This is a genomic window from Erythrobacter sp. S259 (genome assembly GCF_057364965.1).
Map to the genome: position 1 here is coordinate 2691863 of NZ_CP200286.1, position 12461 is coordinate 2704323.

The 12461-nt window shown below is 58.3% G+C and carries 15 protein-coding genes and 1 tRNA gene; 9 read left to right on the plus strand and 7 right to left on the minus strand.

Annotated features, from left to right (window positions below; genetic code table 11):
- The first annotated feature begins 52 nt into the window (after positions 1–52).
- Positions 53–847 carry an NAD-dependent epimerase/dehydratase family protein gene (locus tag AC0V60_RS12740; RefSeq protein ID WP_486178826.1) on the plus strand — a complete coding sequence of 265 codons (795 nt, stop codon included), beginning with the start codon at positions 53–55 and terminating at the stop codon, positions 845–847.
- On the opposite strand, the gene AC0V60_RS12745 is transcribed toward AC0V60_RS12740, so the two are convergent.
- Positions 830–1741 (minus strand): DMT family transporter, encoded by a 912-nt coding sequence (locus AC0V60_RS12745; RefSeq protein WP_486178827.1) that lies wholly within the window; start codon positions 1739–1741, stop codon positions 830–832. The genes AC0V60_RS12740 and AC0V60_RS12745 overlap by 18 nt on opposite strands.
- Before the next feature lie 31 nt (positions 1742–1772).
- Entirely contained in the window at positions 1773–2780 is a 1008-nt protein-coding gene (locus AC0V60_RS12750) for a threonine aldolase family protein (protein ID WP_486178828.1), read from the minus strand.
- Positions 2781–2853: 73 nt separating this feature from the next.
- Between AC0V60_RS12750 and AC0V60_RS12755 the strand changes: the two genes are divergently transcribed.
- On the plus strand, positions 2854–3147 hold the full coding sequence (locus tag AC0V60_RS12755) for a GNAT family N-acetyltransferase (RefSeq protein ID WP_486178829.1): 294 nt from the start codon (positions 2854–2856) through the stop codon (positions 3145–3147).
- On the opposite strand, the gene AC0V60_RS12760 is transcribed toward AC0V60_RS12755, so the two are convergent.
- The 5 genes from AC0V60_RS12760 to AC0V60_RS12780 all read right to left on the minus strand — a co-directional run bounded on the left by AC0V60_RS12760 (position 3144) and on the right by AC0V60_RS12780 (position 7376).
- The gene (locus AC0V60_RS12760) at positions 3144–4682 is read right to left on the minus strand and encodes a PH domain-containing protein (RefSeq protein WP_486178830.1); all 1539 of its coding nucleotides are present in this window, start codon (positions 4680–4682) and stop codon (positions 3144–3146) included. The two genes, AC0V60_RS12755 and AC0V60_RS12760, sit on opposite strands and share 4 nt — an antisense overlap.
- On the minus strand, positions 4679–5446 hold the full coding sequence (locus AC0V60_RS12765; RefSeq protein ID WP_486178831.1) for a PH domain-containing protein: 768 nt from the start codon (positions 5444–5446) through the stop codon (positions 4679–4681). The genes AC0V60_RS12760 and AC0V60_RS12765 overlap by 4 nt, the downstream gene beginning before the upstream one ends.
- 71 nt (positions 5447–5517) lie before the next feature.
- A complete protein-coding gene (locus AC0V60_RS12770) occupies positions 5518–6657 on the minus strand; it encodes an acyl-CoA dehydrogenase family protein (RefSeq protein ID WP_486178832.1) in 1140 nt (379 codons plus the stop codon).
- 108 nt (positions 6658–6765) lie between these two features.
- Positions 6766–7245: a VOC family protein gene (locus AC0V60_RS12775; protein ID WP_486178833.1), complete on the minus strand. Its 480-nt coding sequence runs from the start codon at positions 7243–7245 to the stop codon at positions 6766–6768.
- A gap of 56 nt (positions 7246–7301) precedes the next feature.
- Positions 7302–7376, minus strand: a tRNA-Thr gene (locus AC0V60_RS12780).
- 133 nt (positions 7377–7509) lie between these two features.
- On the opposite strand from AC0V60_RS12780, the gene AC0V60_RS12785 reads away from it, so the two are divergent.
- From AC0V60_RS12785 to AC0V60_RS12815, 7 genes are read left to right on the plus strand one after another with little or no spacing between them, the layout of a single operon-like run.
- Entirely contained in the window at positions 7510–7668 is a 159-nt protein-coding gene (locus AC0V60_RS12785; RefSeq protein ID WP_486178834.1) for a hypothetical protein, read from the plus strand.
- A 51-nt stretch (positions 7669–7719) separates the two neighbouring features.
- Positions 7720–8406: a 2,3-diphosphoglycerate-dependent phosphoglycerate mutase gene (gpmA, locus tag AC0V60_RS12790; protein ID WP_486178835.1), complete on the plus strand. Its 687-nt coding sequence runs from the start codon at positions 7720–7722 to the stop codon at positions 8404–8406.
- A complete protein-coding gene (gene purE, locus AC0V60_RS12795; protein ID WP_486178836.1) occupies positions 8406–8888 on the plus strand; it encodes a 5-(carboxyamino)imidazole ribonucleotide mutase in 483 nt (160 codons plus the stop codon). Before gpmA ends, purE begins: the two co-directional genes overlap by 1 nt.
- Positions 8885–9958 carry a 5-(carboxyamino)imidazole ribonucleotide synthase gene (locus AC0V60_RS12800; protein ID WP_486178837.1) on the plus strand — a complete coding sequence of 358 codons (1074 nt, stop codon included), beginning with the start codon at positions 8885–8887 and terminating at the stop codon, positions 9956–9958. The genes purE and AC0V60_RS12800 overlap by 4 nt, the downstream gene beginning before the upstream one ends.
- A complete protein-coding gene (locus AC0V60_RS12805; RefSeq protein WP_486178838.1) occupies positions 9955–10473 on the plus strand; it encodes a dihydrofolate reductase in 519 nt (172 codons plus the stop codon). The genes AC0V60_RS12800 and AC0V60_RS12805 overlap by 4 nt, the downstream gene beginning before the upstream one ends.
- A complete protein-coding gene (locus AC0V60_RS12810) occupies positions 10470–11399 on the plus strand; it encodes a bifunctional riboflavin kinase/FAD synthetase (RefSeq protein ID WP_486179495.1) in 930 nt (309 codons plus the stop codon). Before AC0V60_RS12805 ends, AC0V60_RS12810 begins: the two co-directional genes overlap by 4 nt.
- A complete protein-coding gene (locus AC0V60_RS12815) occupies positions 11396–12448 on the plus strand; it encodes a glycerophosphodiester phosphodiesterase family protein (protein WP_486178839.1) in 1053 nt (350 codons plus the stop codon). The genes AC0V60_RS12810 and AC0V60_RS12815 overlap by 4 nt, the downstream gene beginning before the upstream one ends.
- Positions 12449–12461 lie beyond the last annotated feature (13 nt).

Consider the following 12461-nt stretch of genomic DNA (forward strand, 5'->3'; position numbering starts at 1 on the left):
GCAACAAGATTTAGGTTGATTTGCGCCCGCGTCCAGCGGCACAGCGACAAACATGTCGCATTTGTTGATTTTCGGCCTTGGCTACACCGCAAAACGGATCGCTTCTTCACTCCATCAATTGGGGTGGAGCGTTGAGGCAACGGGCAGCGATGGGACGATTGAATTCGGTGACGAGGAGGCGGTGGGAGAGGCGCTCGAACGCGCGGCGCATGTGCTGTCATCTGTGCCCCCTGACCGCAGCTCCGGCGATGATCCCGTGCTTGCGAAATATCGCAAAGCTTTGGAGGGCCGCAAGCTCTACTACCTCTCCTCGACCGGAGTGTACGGCGATCAAGAGGGCGCTTGGGTCGATGAGGCTACGCCAACGGTGGTCCGAACGGGCGCTGGCCGCCGCAATGCCCGCGCAGAAGCCGATGCCGCTTGGCTGGGCATGGGTGCACGGGTGTTCCGCTTACCCGGTATCTATGGTCCCGGGCGCAGCGCGCTCGACCGGGTGCGCGATGGCAGGGCACGGCGCATTGATTTGCCGGGTCAGGTTTTCAGCCGCTGCCATGTCGATGATATCGCGGGCGGAGTGGTGGCCGCTCTCACCCAAGGTGCGCCAGCGGGCGCGTACAATCTGGGGGACGACCTCCCCATCAGCGGCAATGCGGTCACAGAGCACGCCTGCACGCTCCTAGGGATTGAGCCGCCCAAGATGGAGACGTTGGAAGAAGCCAAGCTGTCGCCAATGGCCCGCGGTTTTTACGGCGAGAACCGGCGTGTTGCGAACGGGAAAGCCAAACGCGTGCTTGGCTGGCGGCCGCAATACCCCACTTACGTCGAAGGGTTAGCCAGCCTTCTTTGATCCCATCTTCGAACGAAGCGCGATAATCATACCCAGAACCGCCAATCCCATCCCTCCGATGGTGAGCGGGGTCCACTCATAGCCCTCAAACAGGGTCGAGATCACCATCGCCACTGAGATCGTCAGAATCGCATTATAAGCTGTCTTGCCCGCCCCAATCTCGCGCACAAGATTGTAATGCAGCGGGAAGGTGATGACCGATCCGATAAACGCCAGATAAACAATGCCTCCCCAATATTCAGGCGCTCTCGGGAAAGGCGGCGGTCCCGCTGTGACAAAGGCAAAGCCAAGGTCGAAAATCGTGCCATACAGCATGGCCCAAGCCAGCAAGCTCACCATTGGCACCGCGCGCCCTGTTGGGTTTGCCTGGATCACATTGGCGATGGAGGCGGACAAAATGCCCAGCATCGCCAGCCCGATCCCCAGGCCGACATTGCCCCCGATGACGCCGGCATCCGGGTTTGCATCCCATTCGTGGAACAGCAGGAACGACACGCCGGCAATCGCAACCAGACTGCCGATCATAAAGCCTGTGGGCACTCGCTCGCCTAAAAATAATCTGCCTAGAAGCGCATTAGGCACCATCATAAGACCAAACATCAGCGCAACTATCCCAGAGGTCACATAAAGCTCTGCGTGATAGACAAAGAGGAAGTTGCCGCTGAACTGGAACAGGCCCACCAGCACCGCAAGACCGTGCTCTGGCCGAGTGAGACCAAGCCGCCGTTTCATAAGGAATGCCACCAGAAACAGCGCCGGGGTCGCAAGCGCAAAACGGTAGAACACCGACCAAGCGGCGGGTACGCCGTCGATCTGGCCCGTGATCACAAACCATGTTGAGCCCCATATCGTGCCGGTGAGGATAAAGGGGATGATCACCCGTGCGCTAAGCATGGAAGGAGGCTGAGAGCTCATATGCGAGAGATTACAGGCGCGCTATCGCGCGCCCTAGGGCAGCCGCGTGATCCTCGCGCGTGTCCCAGGCGGTCACAAAGCGCGCGGCGTCCTCGCCCCAGTCATAGAAGGCGAAATTCTGACCTCTCAAAACCTCGCGTTCTGCCGGGGAAAGCTGCACAAACAGCTCATTGGCCTCAACCGGGTGCATCAACCGGTCACCGCAGCCACTTGCCACTTCCTGCGCCGCTGCATTGGCGTGGGCTGCATTGGAAAGCCACAGATCCCCCTCAAGCATGGCGAGAATTTGCGCTGCTAGATAGCGCCCTTTGCATTGCAGATGGCCTGCCCGCTTGCGGCGGTATTTGACCATATCGGCCTGCTCAGGATCAAAAAGCACCACGGCTTCTGCGCTCATTGCTCCGTTCTTGATGAAGCCAAAAGCAAGGCTATCGACACCGTGAGCGGCACCGGCTGCTGATCCTCCCAAAAACGCCGCCGAATTGGCAAAGCGCGCGCCGTCCATATGGAGGCCAAGGCGGCGCTCCTTGGCAAATTTGCTCAAGGCGCTGAGTTCATCTTTCGAATAGGTACAGCCATATTCACTCGCCTGCGTGATAGCGACGGCGTGCGGCTGCACTTGATGCACATCATCGCGAATGGGGTCGATCAGAGCCGTTATCCCCTCAGGCGTTAGCTTGGCACTGTCGCCCGAACACAGCATAAGCTTTGCGCCGTGAAGGTAGAACCCCGGCGCGCCGCCCTCATCGGCCTCGATATGCGCTTCTTCATGACACACAACGCCCCCATGCGGCTGAACCATAGTGGCAAGCGCGAGACAGTTCGCAGACGTGCCGGTCGCCGTCCAAAGCCCCGCGCATGGCCGCTCAAACAGATCGCTAAACCGCTCATCGAGCTGCGCAGAAAGGGCATCGCCGTCGTATGGGTTATCGGCGCTATCAGCGGCCTTCATCGCCTCCCAAACTTTGGGGTGGACGGGCGCTGCATTGTCAGAAAGGAAGGGCATGGGTTCAGGCATAGAATTACGCCTCTAATGCGCTTGGCACGCATGTCTAGCATCAAGGAACACCAGAAACACGGGGAATTGCATTATGGGAGACGTTACCATTACCCATCACCCGGAGGCGCAAGGGGGACAGTATGTCGCCGCGATCTCCGATGAAAGCGCAACCGGCCGCCTTGAGTGGGAGCCTCGCGGCGAGGACGTGCGAGTGGCGACACACACCATAGTCCCTAAGGAAATCGGCGGGCGCGGAATTGCGGCGCAACTGGTGGAGCGGTTAATCGCTGATGCTAGGGAGCAGGGATTTAAGATCGCCCCGCAATGCTGGTATGTCGCCAAGAAGTTTGATGAAAACCCGGAATGGGCAAACTTGCGCGCCTAAGCCTTTTCAAGCTGCGAGAAATCGGTCGCAGCAATCGTCTCTAAGACCTTGCGCCGCACTTCCTGAGCGCGGTCAATGGGAACGCCGGGCACCGCAAACGTCCCGCCTGCTTGCCCCAAATGAACCGTCGCATAGCCGCGCCATCTTGCGATCGGCCCTTGCGAAATTTCAACCGAGTGCAGTTTCAGCCGGGTTGCGATCTGGCTTCGCGGCGAAAGCACGCCCCGGGTTGAGACGATTTGCGAATGATCCAGAGCATGGCGCTGATACTGCCATGCAAGCACGTTGAGCCCTGCGGAAATTCCTGCGAGCACGAAAAGCGCGCCAACCACAACATAGGTCCATTCAGGAGAGTAAATGCTTGAGCCTATGCCAGCGAAAACCGCGGGCACTAAAAACATCAGCGCATCGCGCAGGGCGCTATCAAACAGGAATTTCTCGCTTGCCCGGCGCCAATCTGCGTTTTCACCAGGCAAACTAAAGCCCGCTGTCTCGGCAATCGGCGCGATTTCATGAAGCTTCGCGAAAGGGGCCACCACATGGCTTGATGCGCCCATATCCTGTGCAAGGCTGACGAAGCTGAGAGAATGCCAGCCAAAGCGGTAGCGAATGAGGCGCGTGCCAATTTTCACGCCTTGAACCCGGTGGATCGGCATTACCACGTCGGTCTTGGTGAAGAGCCCCCGGCGGCGGCGGAAACCGCGCGCGGTTCGCTCCAGCAGGAAACCCCATTCGCGGTTGAACACGCGGACCATCCCCGTCAGCGAACCGATCACAAAGATCACTGAAACACTCACCAGAACGCCAATGACCTGCATCGTGCGGTCCAAGCCGCTTACATTGGGAGCATAGTCATCAATCAGGCCCCGCCAGACATCAAACTCCCAAAAGTCGAACCCCAAAAGGCTGTCTGCGTATTGAACGAGGCCGGCAAGAACAGCAAAAACCGCAAGCGAAAACTCAAACAGACCAAAAGTGAGCAAACGCCCTGGCCCCATGGTGAAAAGCGGCTCAGCTTCCTCTGGCTTGCGATCAGTCTGCGGCTCATCACTACCCGCACTGCTCACTTCTTGGCCATCGCGGCGTTCGCGTACCAACTGGCGCAATTCTTCGCCGCGCTCTTCCGTAAGGTAGGAGAGGCTGAGATCTTCCCCGCCGCCGGCGCCAGTCTCAAATTTAACCGAAACAAGACCGAGCAGGCGCGGGAGCAGTTTCTGCTCCAAGCTCACATCTTGGATGCGCTCATAAGGCACAGAGCGCGCTGAACGGCTCAGCACCCCGCTTTCTACGCGGATGTCAGCAGCGCCAATTGTATAGGTCAGCCGCTTCCAGCCGATATAGGCAAAGAGTGTCCCGATGATGACGATTGCTGCCGCAACGGGAATTGCAACGAATGTGCCTATCCCTCCGGTGCCGAAGGTAATGGCGAGGGTTGGCAGGATAGCATTTTGCACACTTGCCAGCATGCCCACCACCACCGTCTTGGGATCGGTGTTGCGCGGCTCGGGCACGTCCGAAGAAAGGTCCTCGTTCACATGCTCTCGCGCTTAATGTGCTCGCGTATTTCCTCGCGCATTTGCCCCGCCAGCTCATGACCTAGCCCCGGCAAGCTTACAGAGGCATTGTGGCTTCCAGCGGTGTGCAAAGTCATCGTTGCGATACCGAGCGCGCGTTCCACTGGGCCTTGATCAACATCAATATGCTGAATGCGGCCAAAAGGGACAATCGTGTCTGAGCGCCACATAATCCCGCGCACCACGCGAAGCCGGTCGCGGCTGATTTGATAGCCGCGCGCATTATACCGCGCGAGCGGAATGCGGATTATGATGAAGAGCGCCAAGAGAACGGCAATGCCGGTGACTATGCCGAAAGGTATCGGGACCTCTTCTGCTTGCATTGCGCTGTCAACCGACAGGCCAACAACCGTCAACACAAAGCCGGCAAAAACGGCAACAATGCGCATCAGCAGTTTATAATTCGGGTGGAGCTTGGTTAGCTCTGCCTCATCATTGACATCGCTAAAGATTGAAGGGTCTGATTGCACACTTGAGGCAGGCTCTGGCATTTCTCCCAAGGGCCTTGGCGCGTATTGAGCATCGCGCGGATAGGGCGCCGACGAGGCTGATGCTGGCTTTCGCGGCGCTGATGGCGATGGCACTTTAACACGCTCGCCCGGCTCCCATGGTTTTGCACCGCCTCTGTGGCCAAACAGCTGACGCGTAGCATCAGTGCCGGGGCTTGCCTCACCCTTCGCATCAACGCTTTTGCCAGACTGATCCTGTTGATCCCCATCACTCATGACGCGAACATTGCTAAGAGGATGCGCTGGGTGCAAGCACAATCTTGCACCTTTTGCCTCAGCATCGTCATTTAGCGCCGCGGCACATCCATTGAATTGCGTGCAATCACCATGCGGTGAACCTCAGATGGCCCATCGTAAATCCGCATATTGCGCACGCGCCCTGCCAGCATATGGAGCGGCATTTCCTTGGTCACACCCATCCCGCCAAGACATTGCATTGCGTTGTCGATGACTTCCTGAGCCATCTCGCTGCAATAGACTTTGATCATGGAAATTTCAGAACGCACATCGCGCCCCTCATCCAATTTCCATGCACAATCATAGGCCATAAGCTTAGCCGCGTGGATTTTCATCTTGGCGTCCGCCACCCACCACTGCACCGCTTGGCGCGAAGAGAGAGGCTGTCCAAAGGTCACCCTTTGGGGCGCGTGTTCGGTCATAATGGAAAGCGCGCGCTCGGCAGCGCCAATACACCATGCCGCCATCTGCATCCTCCGCGTGCCCAAGCGCAATTGCATGGGCGCAAAGCCGTCACCTTCAGAGCCCAAGAGCTTCCAATCCTCGACCTCGCAATCTTCGAGCGCGATTTCATAGGTGTATTCGCCGCCCAGCATCGGCACTTGTTTCACAACATTGAAGCCGGGTGCGTCGCGATCCACAAGGAAACATGACATACCGCCCGATCCCTTAGCCTCCGGGTCAGTGCGGGCAAGCAGGATAGTGAAGTCCGCTTCTTTCGCAGACGTAATCCAGATCTTGCGGCCATTAATGATCCATTTATCGCCCCGCTTGACGGCTTTCGTCGTCATGCCGCTGGGATCAGCGCCTGCGCCCGGCTCAGAAATGCCGATTGCCGACAAAGTGCCCTCATTTACATGCGGTTCAAGATAGGCCTTGCGCTGCTGCTCATTCGCGTAACCGGCGAGCATCTTGAGGTTCGGGCTGTCAGGTGGCAGGTTATACTTTGTAACCGTGCTGCCCATCGCGAGATTGACCCCGACAAGCGCCACATGCGGCAGACCCATTCCGCCAACATCTTCCGGCGCATCAAGCGCCCAAAGCCCCATATCCTTGGAGACTTTATCAAGCCGCTGCTTTTCCTCCGGCGTCACATATCCACCCTGCCCCGCCGCATCGCGCTCCAGCACGCCAGCTTCCAATGGCATCAATTCATCACGCACGAACCTTTTCACAAGGTCTTCGAGCATCTGATACTCTTCGGGAAGTTCGAAATTAATGGCGGCACCTCTTAAGTGGGTTGATGAGCGCTTTTGTAAGGCCGCTTGGTATCTGCAAGCAGCCGGTCTGCAAACCCATCAATTTGGAGGTACAGCCGCCTCCCACAGCTGGATGGGATTGCCTTCCGGGTCGTCCAACGCGGCAAACCGTCCATTAGGGTAGGTCTCAGGATCTACTGTGACTTTGATATCGTCCCCGCGAAGCTGAGCGACAAATGCATCAAGGTCGGCGACCCGGAAATTCAAGACTATCGGCTTGCCCGGATTGCCCATTTGGGTGGAGGCGGCAGGGAAAGGAGAAAAGACCGTAGGACCTGCTTCCTGCGACCAGGGCTCAACTTCATAACTGGTCGGTACCGGATTGATTCCAAGGTGTTTGTCATACCACGCTGCAAGACCAGCCGGATCTTCAGCGCGGAAGAACAATCCGCCTAGGCCCAAAACCTTGTGCCGGACTTCGATGCTTTTTGCTTCATCATCCTTTTTTCCCTCATCGGCCAGAACCGGTGCAGCGATAAGGCCTAAGGACACACACATGAGTGACGCAAAGCCGCGCATAACAAACCTCCTAATTTACGAAGGAGCGCTATATCATTATTCGCGTGATGGGAGAATGGTGCTGCTGGAGAGAATTGAACTCTCGGCCTCACCCTTACCAAGGGTGCGCTCTACCACTGAGCTACAGCAGCCAACCGAGGCGCGCCTATCGTCAGATGGGGTCCGATTGTCAAGCCGCGAATACCATGCATGTGTGCCGGGCGCGCGCCGTGATGTGCGACTTGCCTCTTGAGCTTCACCGTTTCTAGCGGCAGAGCGCTAAGGATGAGTGAAGATAAGGCCTCTGGTGCATCCCGCGAAGAACGCTTGGCTGCCAAATTGCGCGAAAATCTGCGCCGCAGAAAGTCTCAAAGCCGTGAAATGCGCGATGAAATTGGCGATTCGGGCGGCGAAGACCTTCCCAAACCGGACAAGCCGAGGTAACCCCGCGCTTCTTTTATCGGGGCCTTGGCGGCCCGGTTCATCGGAGCGAAGATGCCTAAACTTATTCTTGTGCGCCACGGCCAGAGTCAGTGGAACCTCGAAAACCGCTTCACCGGCTGGTGGGACGTTGATCTCACCGACAAAGGCGTTGCCGAAGCCAAAGCGGCAGGCACTTTGATGAAGGAGAAGGGGGTCATTCCGACCACCTGCTTCACCTCGTTTCAGACCCGCGCGATTCGGACGCTCAATCTAGCACTCGAAGAGGCGGCGCTCTTGTGGCTGCCAGTGACCAAGGATTGGCGGCTCAATGAGCGCCATTACGGCGGCCTCACAGGGCTCAACAAACAGGAAACGCGCGAGAAGCACGGCGATGAACAGGTCCACATCTGGCGTCGCAGCTTTGACACGCCTCCCCCACCGATGGAGCCGGGCAGTCAATATGATCCAGGCGCAGACCCGCGCTATGACGGGATCAATGTGCCCTATACTGAGAGCTTGAAGCTCACGATTGAGCGCGTGCTGCCCTATTGGGAAAGCGATATTCTGCCTGTGCTTGCAAGCGGTGAGACGGTGATTATCTCGGCCCACGGCAACAGCTTGCGCGCGCTGGTGAAGCATCTGTCGCAAATCTCAGATGAGGACATTACGGGGCTGGAGATTCCCACGGGTCAGCCGATCATCTATGACTTTGACGACGCTATGGTGCCGGGTGAGCGGTATTATCTGAAGGATTCCTAATGGGAAAAGTCGCAATCATCATGGGGAGCCAATCTGACTATCCTACGATGGAAAAGGCTGCCGAGGTCTTGGCTGAGTTGGACGTCGAACACGATATCCGTATTGTGTCTGCCCACCGCACCCCTGACCGGATGTATGACTTCGCCAAGGGCGCGGCGGATGAAGGTTTCGATGTAATTATCGCAGGCGCTGGCGGGGCCGCTCATCTGCCCGGAATGGTCGCGGCGCTGACCCATCTCCCTGTCCTTGGCGTACCCGTACAGTCGAAGGCACTTTCTGGCTGGGATAGCCTGCTTTCCATCGCGCAAATGCCGGGCGGCGTTCCCGTCGGTACCCTTGCGATTGGCGAGGCTGGCGCGAAGAACGCAGGCCTTATGGCAGCGAGCATCTTGGCGTTGCAGGACGAAGCACTGTCGCTGCGACTACAGGACTGGCGCGCCGCGCGCACAGCTGACGTGGCGGAGCGTCCGGTGGCTTCATGAACACGCTTCCACCTGGATCAACCATCGGCATCCTTGGCGGGGGCCAATTGGGCCGGATGATGGCGCAGGCCGCCTCGCAGCTTGGCTATCGCGTGATCGGTTTTTCGCCCGCTGGAGACAATGTCGCAGCCGATGTGTGCGCCGATTTCTTTGAGAATGGCTGGGGCGATAAGGCCGCGCTCGCCGCGTTTGCGAGCCAGTGCGATGTTATCACTTGGGAGTTCGAAAACGTGCCCGTGTCGGTGATCGACGCGCTTCCGACGCAATTGGTAGTACCCGGACGGCGCGCTTTGGAAGTGGCGCAGGACCGGCTGAATGAGAAAAGCTTTTTGTGCGAGCTGGGGGCGAATTGCGCACCCTACGCCCGGGTCGATAGCGACGAAGAGCTTACCCGCGCTGTCAACACAATCGGCACGCCCGGCATCCTCAAAACTGCGCGCGATGGCTATGATGGCAAGGGCCAGTGGCGAATCGCCTCAGCCCATGAGGCAGAAGGCGTGCGCTTTCCCGGACGCACCTGCATCTACGAAGGCTTCGTCGACTTTGAGGCCGAGTTCTCCGTCATTCTCGTTCGCAGCGCGGATGGCGATGTGCGGTTTTGGGACAGCAGCGCCAATGTCCATGATGGCGGAATGCTTGCGGTTTCAACCCTCCCCGCAGGCGCTTTGATCGAGGGCCAAGTCGAGGAAGCCCGCGAAATAGCGCGGCAGACCGCTGATGCGCTGGGCTATGTGGGTGTTTTGACCCTAGAGTTCTTTGCAACCTCAGCGGGGCCGATTTTTAACGAGATGGCACCGCGCGTTCACAACTCCGGCCACTGGAGCATTGAGGGCGCAGCGACAAGCCAATTTGAAAACCATATCCGCGCGGTGGCGGGGCTTCCCTTGGGCGGGACTGAGACGCGATTTGCCACGATCGAGATGCGCAACATTGTTGGCGAAGATGCGCTCACCGCGCACCAAGTCCTTGCCGAAGAAGGCGAACCGCACCTCCATCTCTATGGCAAGCGCGAGGCACGCGAGGGCCGTAAGATGGGCCATGTGACGCGGGTTTCTAATACCGCCTCATGAGCCACGAGATTTTCCTCATCTACGCCCGCGCAGCGAATGGCACGATAGGGTTTGAGAACCGTCTGCCCTGGCGGATCCCCGCCGATTTCAAGCACTTCAAGGCTCACACCATGGGCCAAAAAGGATTGGGGGTGCCTATGGTCATGGGGCGTAAGACCTTTGAGAGCCTCCCCGGTATGCTTCCCGGCCGTCGCCATATCGTGCTTACCCGGCATGATGATTGGGCCAGCGGGGGGGCTGAGGTCGTGCACTCGGTCGATGAAGCCTTAGCTGCTGCACGCGAAGGCAATGACACTGGCGAGATAGCAGTCGTTGGCGGTTCAGCGATCTACGATGTGTTCCGCCCTTTGGCCGACCGCATCGAACTCACCGAAATCCACGAGAATTACAAAGGCGACGTGTTTATGAAACCGCTCGGAGACAAGTGGGCTGAAGTAGCGCGCGAGGATCACGAGGCTGAAGGCGGCATGCCCGCTTTCTCGTTCGTCACATACAAACGTGCAGAAGCCCAATAGTACGCTGGCTCGACCATCGTTTACCAGTCACCGAGGCCCTTCGCGGCGCGGTCATTGCGCTCGGCAATTTTGATGGCTTTCACCAAGGCCACCAAGCGGTCGCAGGCGAGGCTATCCGCTGGGCTCAGGAAGAGGGCCGCCCCTCGATCATCGCGACATTCGACCCGCACCCCGTGCGCCATTTCAAACCCGGTGCACCGCCCTTCCGCCTGACGACCTTGGAGCAGCGCCAGGAACTCTATCTCGCAGCAGGGGCCACCGCCATGCTGGTGTTCCATTTCGGCGAAGAGCTTGCGAGCACCAGCGCCGAGGACTTCATCACGCAGATCCTGATCGAGCGCTTTGGCGCATATGGAGTGGCGACTGGCGGCGATTTCTCCTTCGGCAACCGCGCAGCTGGCAATGTTGACCTGCTGCGCGCCTTCGGCGGCAAGCACGGCCTCAAATCGCGCGTGGTGGAGCCGATTGAGGGGCACGGAGATGTCGTTTCCTCCAGCCGTGTGCGCGAAGCCTTGCGCGGCGGCGATCCGGGGCTAGCAGCTGAGCTTCTCACCCGGCCTTTTGCCATTCGGGGCATTGTCGAACACGGCGACAAGAACGGACGCAAACTCGGCTACCCCACAGCGAACCTTTCCATCGGCACCTATCTGCGCCCCAAATACGGCGTCTATGCGGTGACCGGCACAATCCTAGCGACAGGGGAAAAGCTCAAAGGCGCGGCCAACATCGGCATCCGCCCACAGTTTCAGCCGCCCAAAGAATTGCTTGAACCGTACTTTTTTGACTTTTCCGGCGACCTGTATGGTCAGGAAATCGAGGTTGCTTTCAATCATTTCCTACGCGGAGAAGCGAAGTTCGAAAGCTTGGATGAATTGATGGTTCAGATGGAGAAAGATTGCGCCGAGGCAAGGGAACTGCTCAGGTGAGACGCTGGCTGAAATGGCTGGGCTTAGGCCTTGCACTCGCTTTTCTCATTCTAACTTTCGTGAACGCAAGCTGGCTCGCTCCAGCGCCTGAGGGGTCTCCCAAGCTCATTGCCCATCGTGGCCTCTATCAGCTTTACGACCGGGAGGGGTTGGAGCGCGACACCTGCACCGCCGACCGGATTTACAAGCCCTATCACGGCTACCTCGAGAACACCCCGCAGAGCATTCTGCGCTCGTTCAAGATGGGCGCACATATGGTCGAGATCGACATTGCTCCCACCAAAGATGGCGAAGTCGTCGTGTGGCACGATTGGACGCTCGACTGCCGCACGCAAGGCTCAGGCCCCGTGCGCGACGCCACGCTTGAGGAGCTTCAATCGCTCGACATAGGCTATGGTTACACCGCTGATGGGGGCGAGACTTACCCCTTTCGCGGGGGCGAATTTGTGGGCGCTATGCCGACGTTTGAAGAGCTTGGTGCGCAGTTGCCCTCCGACGCTCGCTTGATGATAAATTTCAAGTCAAAGGACCCGGAAGAGGCCAACCTTATCGCTACAAAGTTTGCCGCTATAGGCCGCGACCCTACCCAAGCGGGCGATGCATTTTATGGTCACGAAGGCCCCATTGGCCGTATCCGCGAACTCTTCCCCGAGGCATGGACTTGGAACACGCAAAACGCGAAGAAATGCTCTCAAGATTACGTGCTTTATGGGTGGAGTGGCTATCTGCCTGAAAGCTGCCGAGGCGAGACTTTGCTCGTTCCGCTTAACTACCAATGGGCGTTATGGGGCTGGCCCAATCGGCTTATCGCGCGGATGGAGGAATATGGCGGGCGTGTGGTCGTAATCGGCCCCATCGGCCACAACTTGCCGCGCGGGCTTACACTCCCAGAGCAAATCGAGGAAATTCCCAGCAGTTTCAACGGGTACGTCTGGATTGAGGACGCCTTCACGATCGCGCCCGCCCTTCATTCGAACCTTGATGATCGCGACGCTGCCGAGGTCGAAGCGAGCAAAGCTGCGCTTGATGCGCGCAGAGCGCGTCAATGAGGCTTCCAACAAA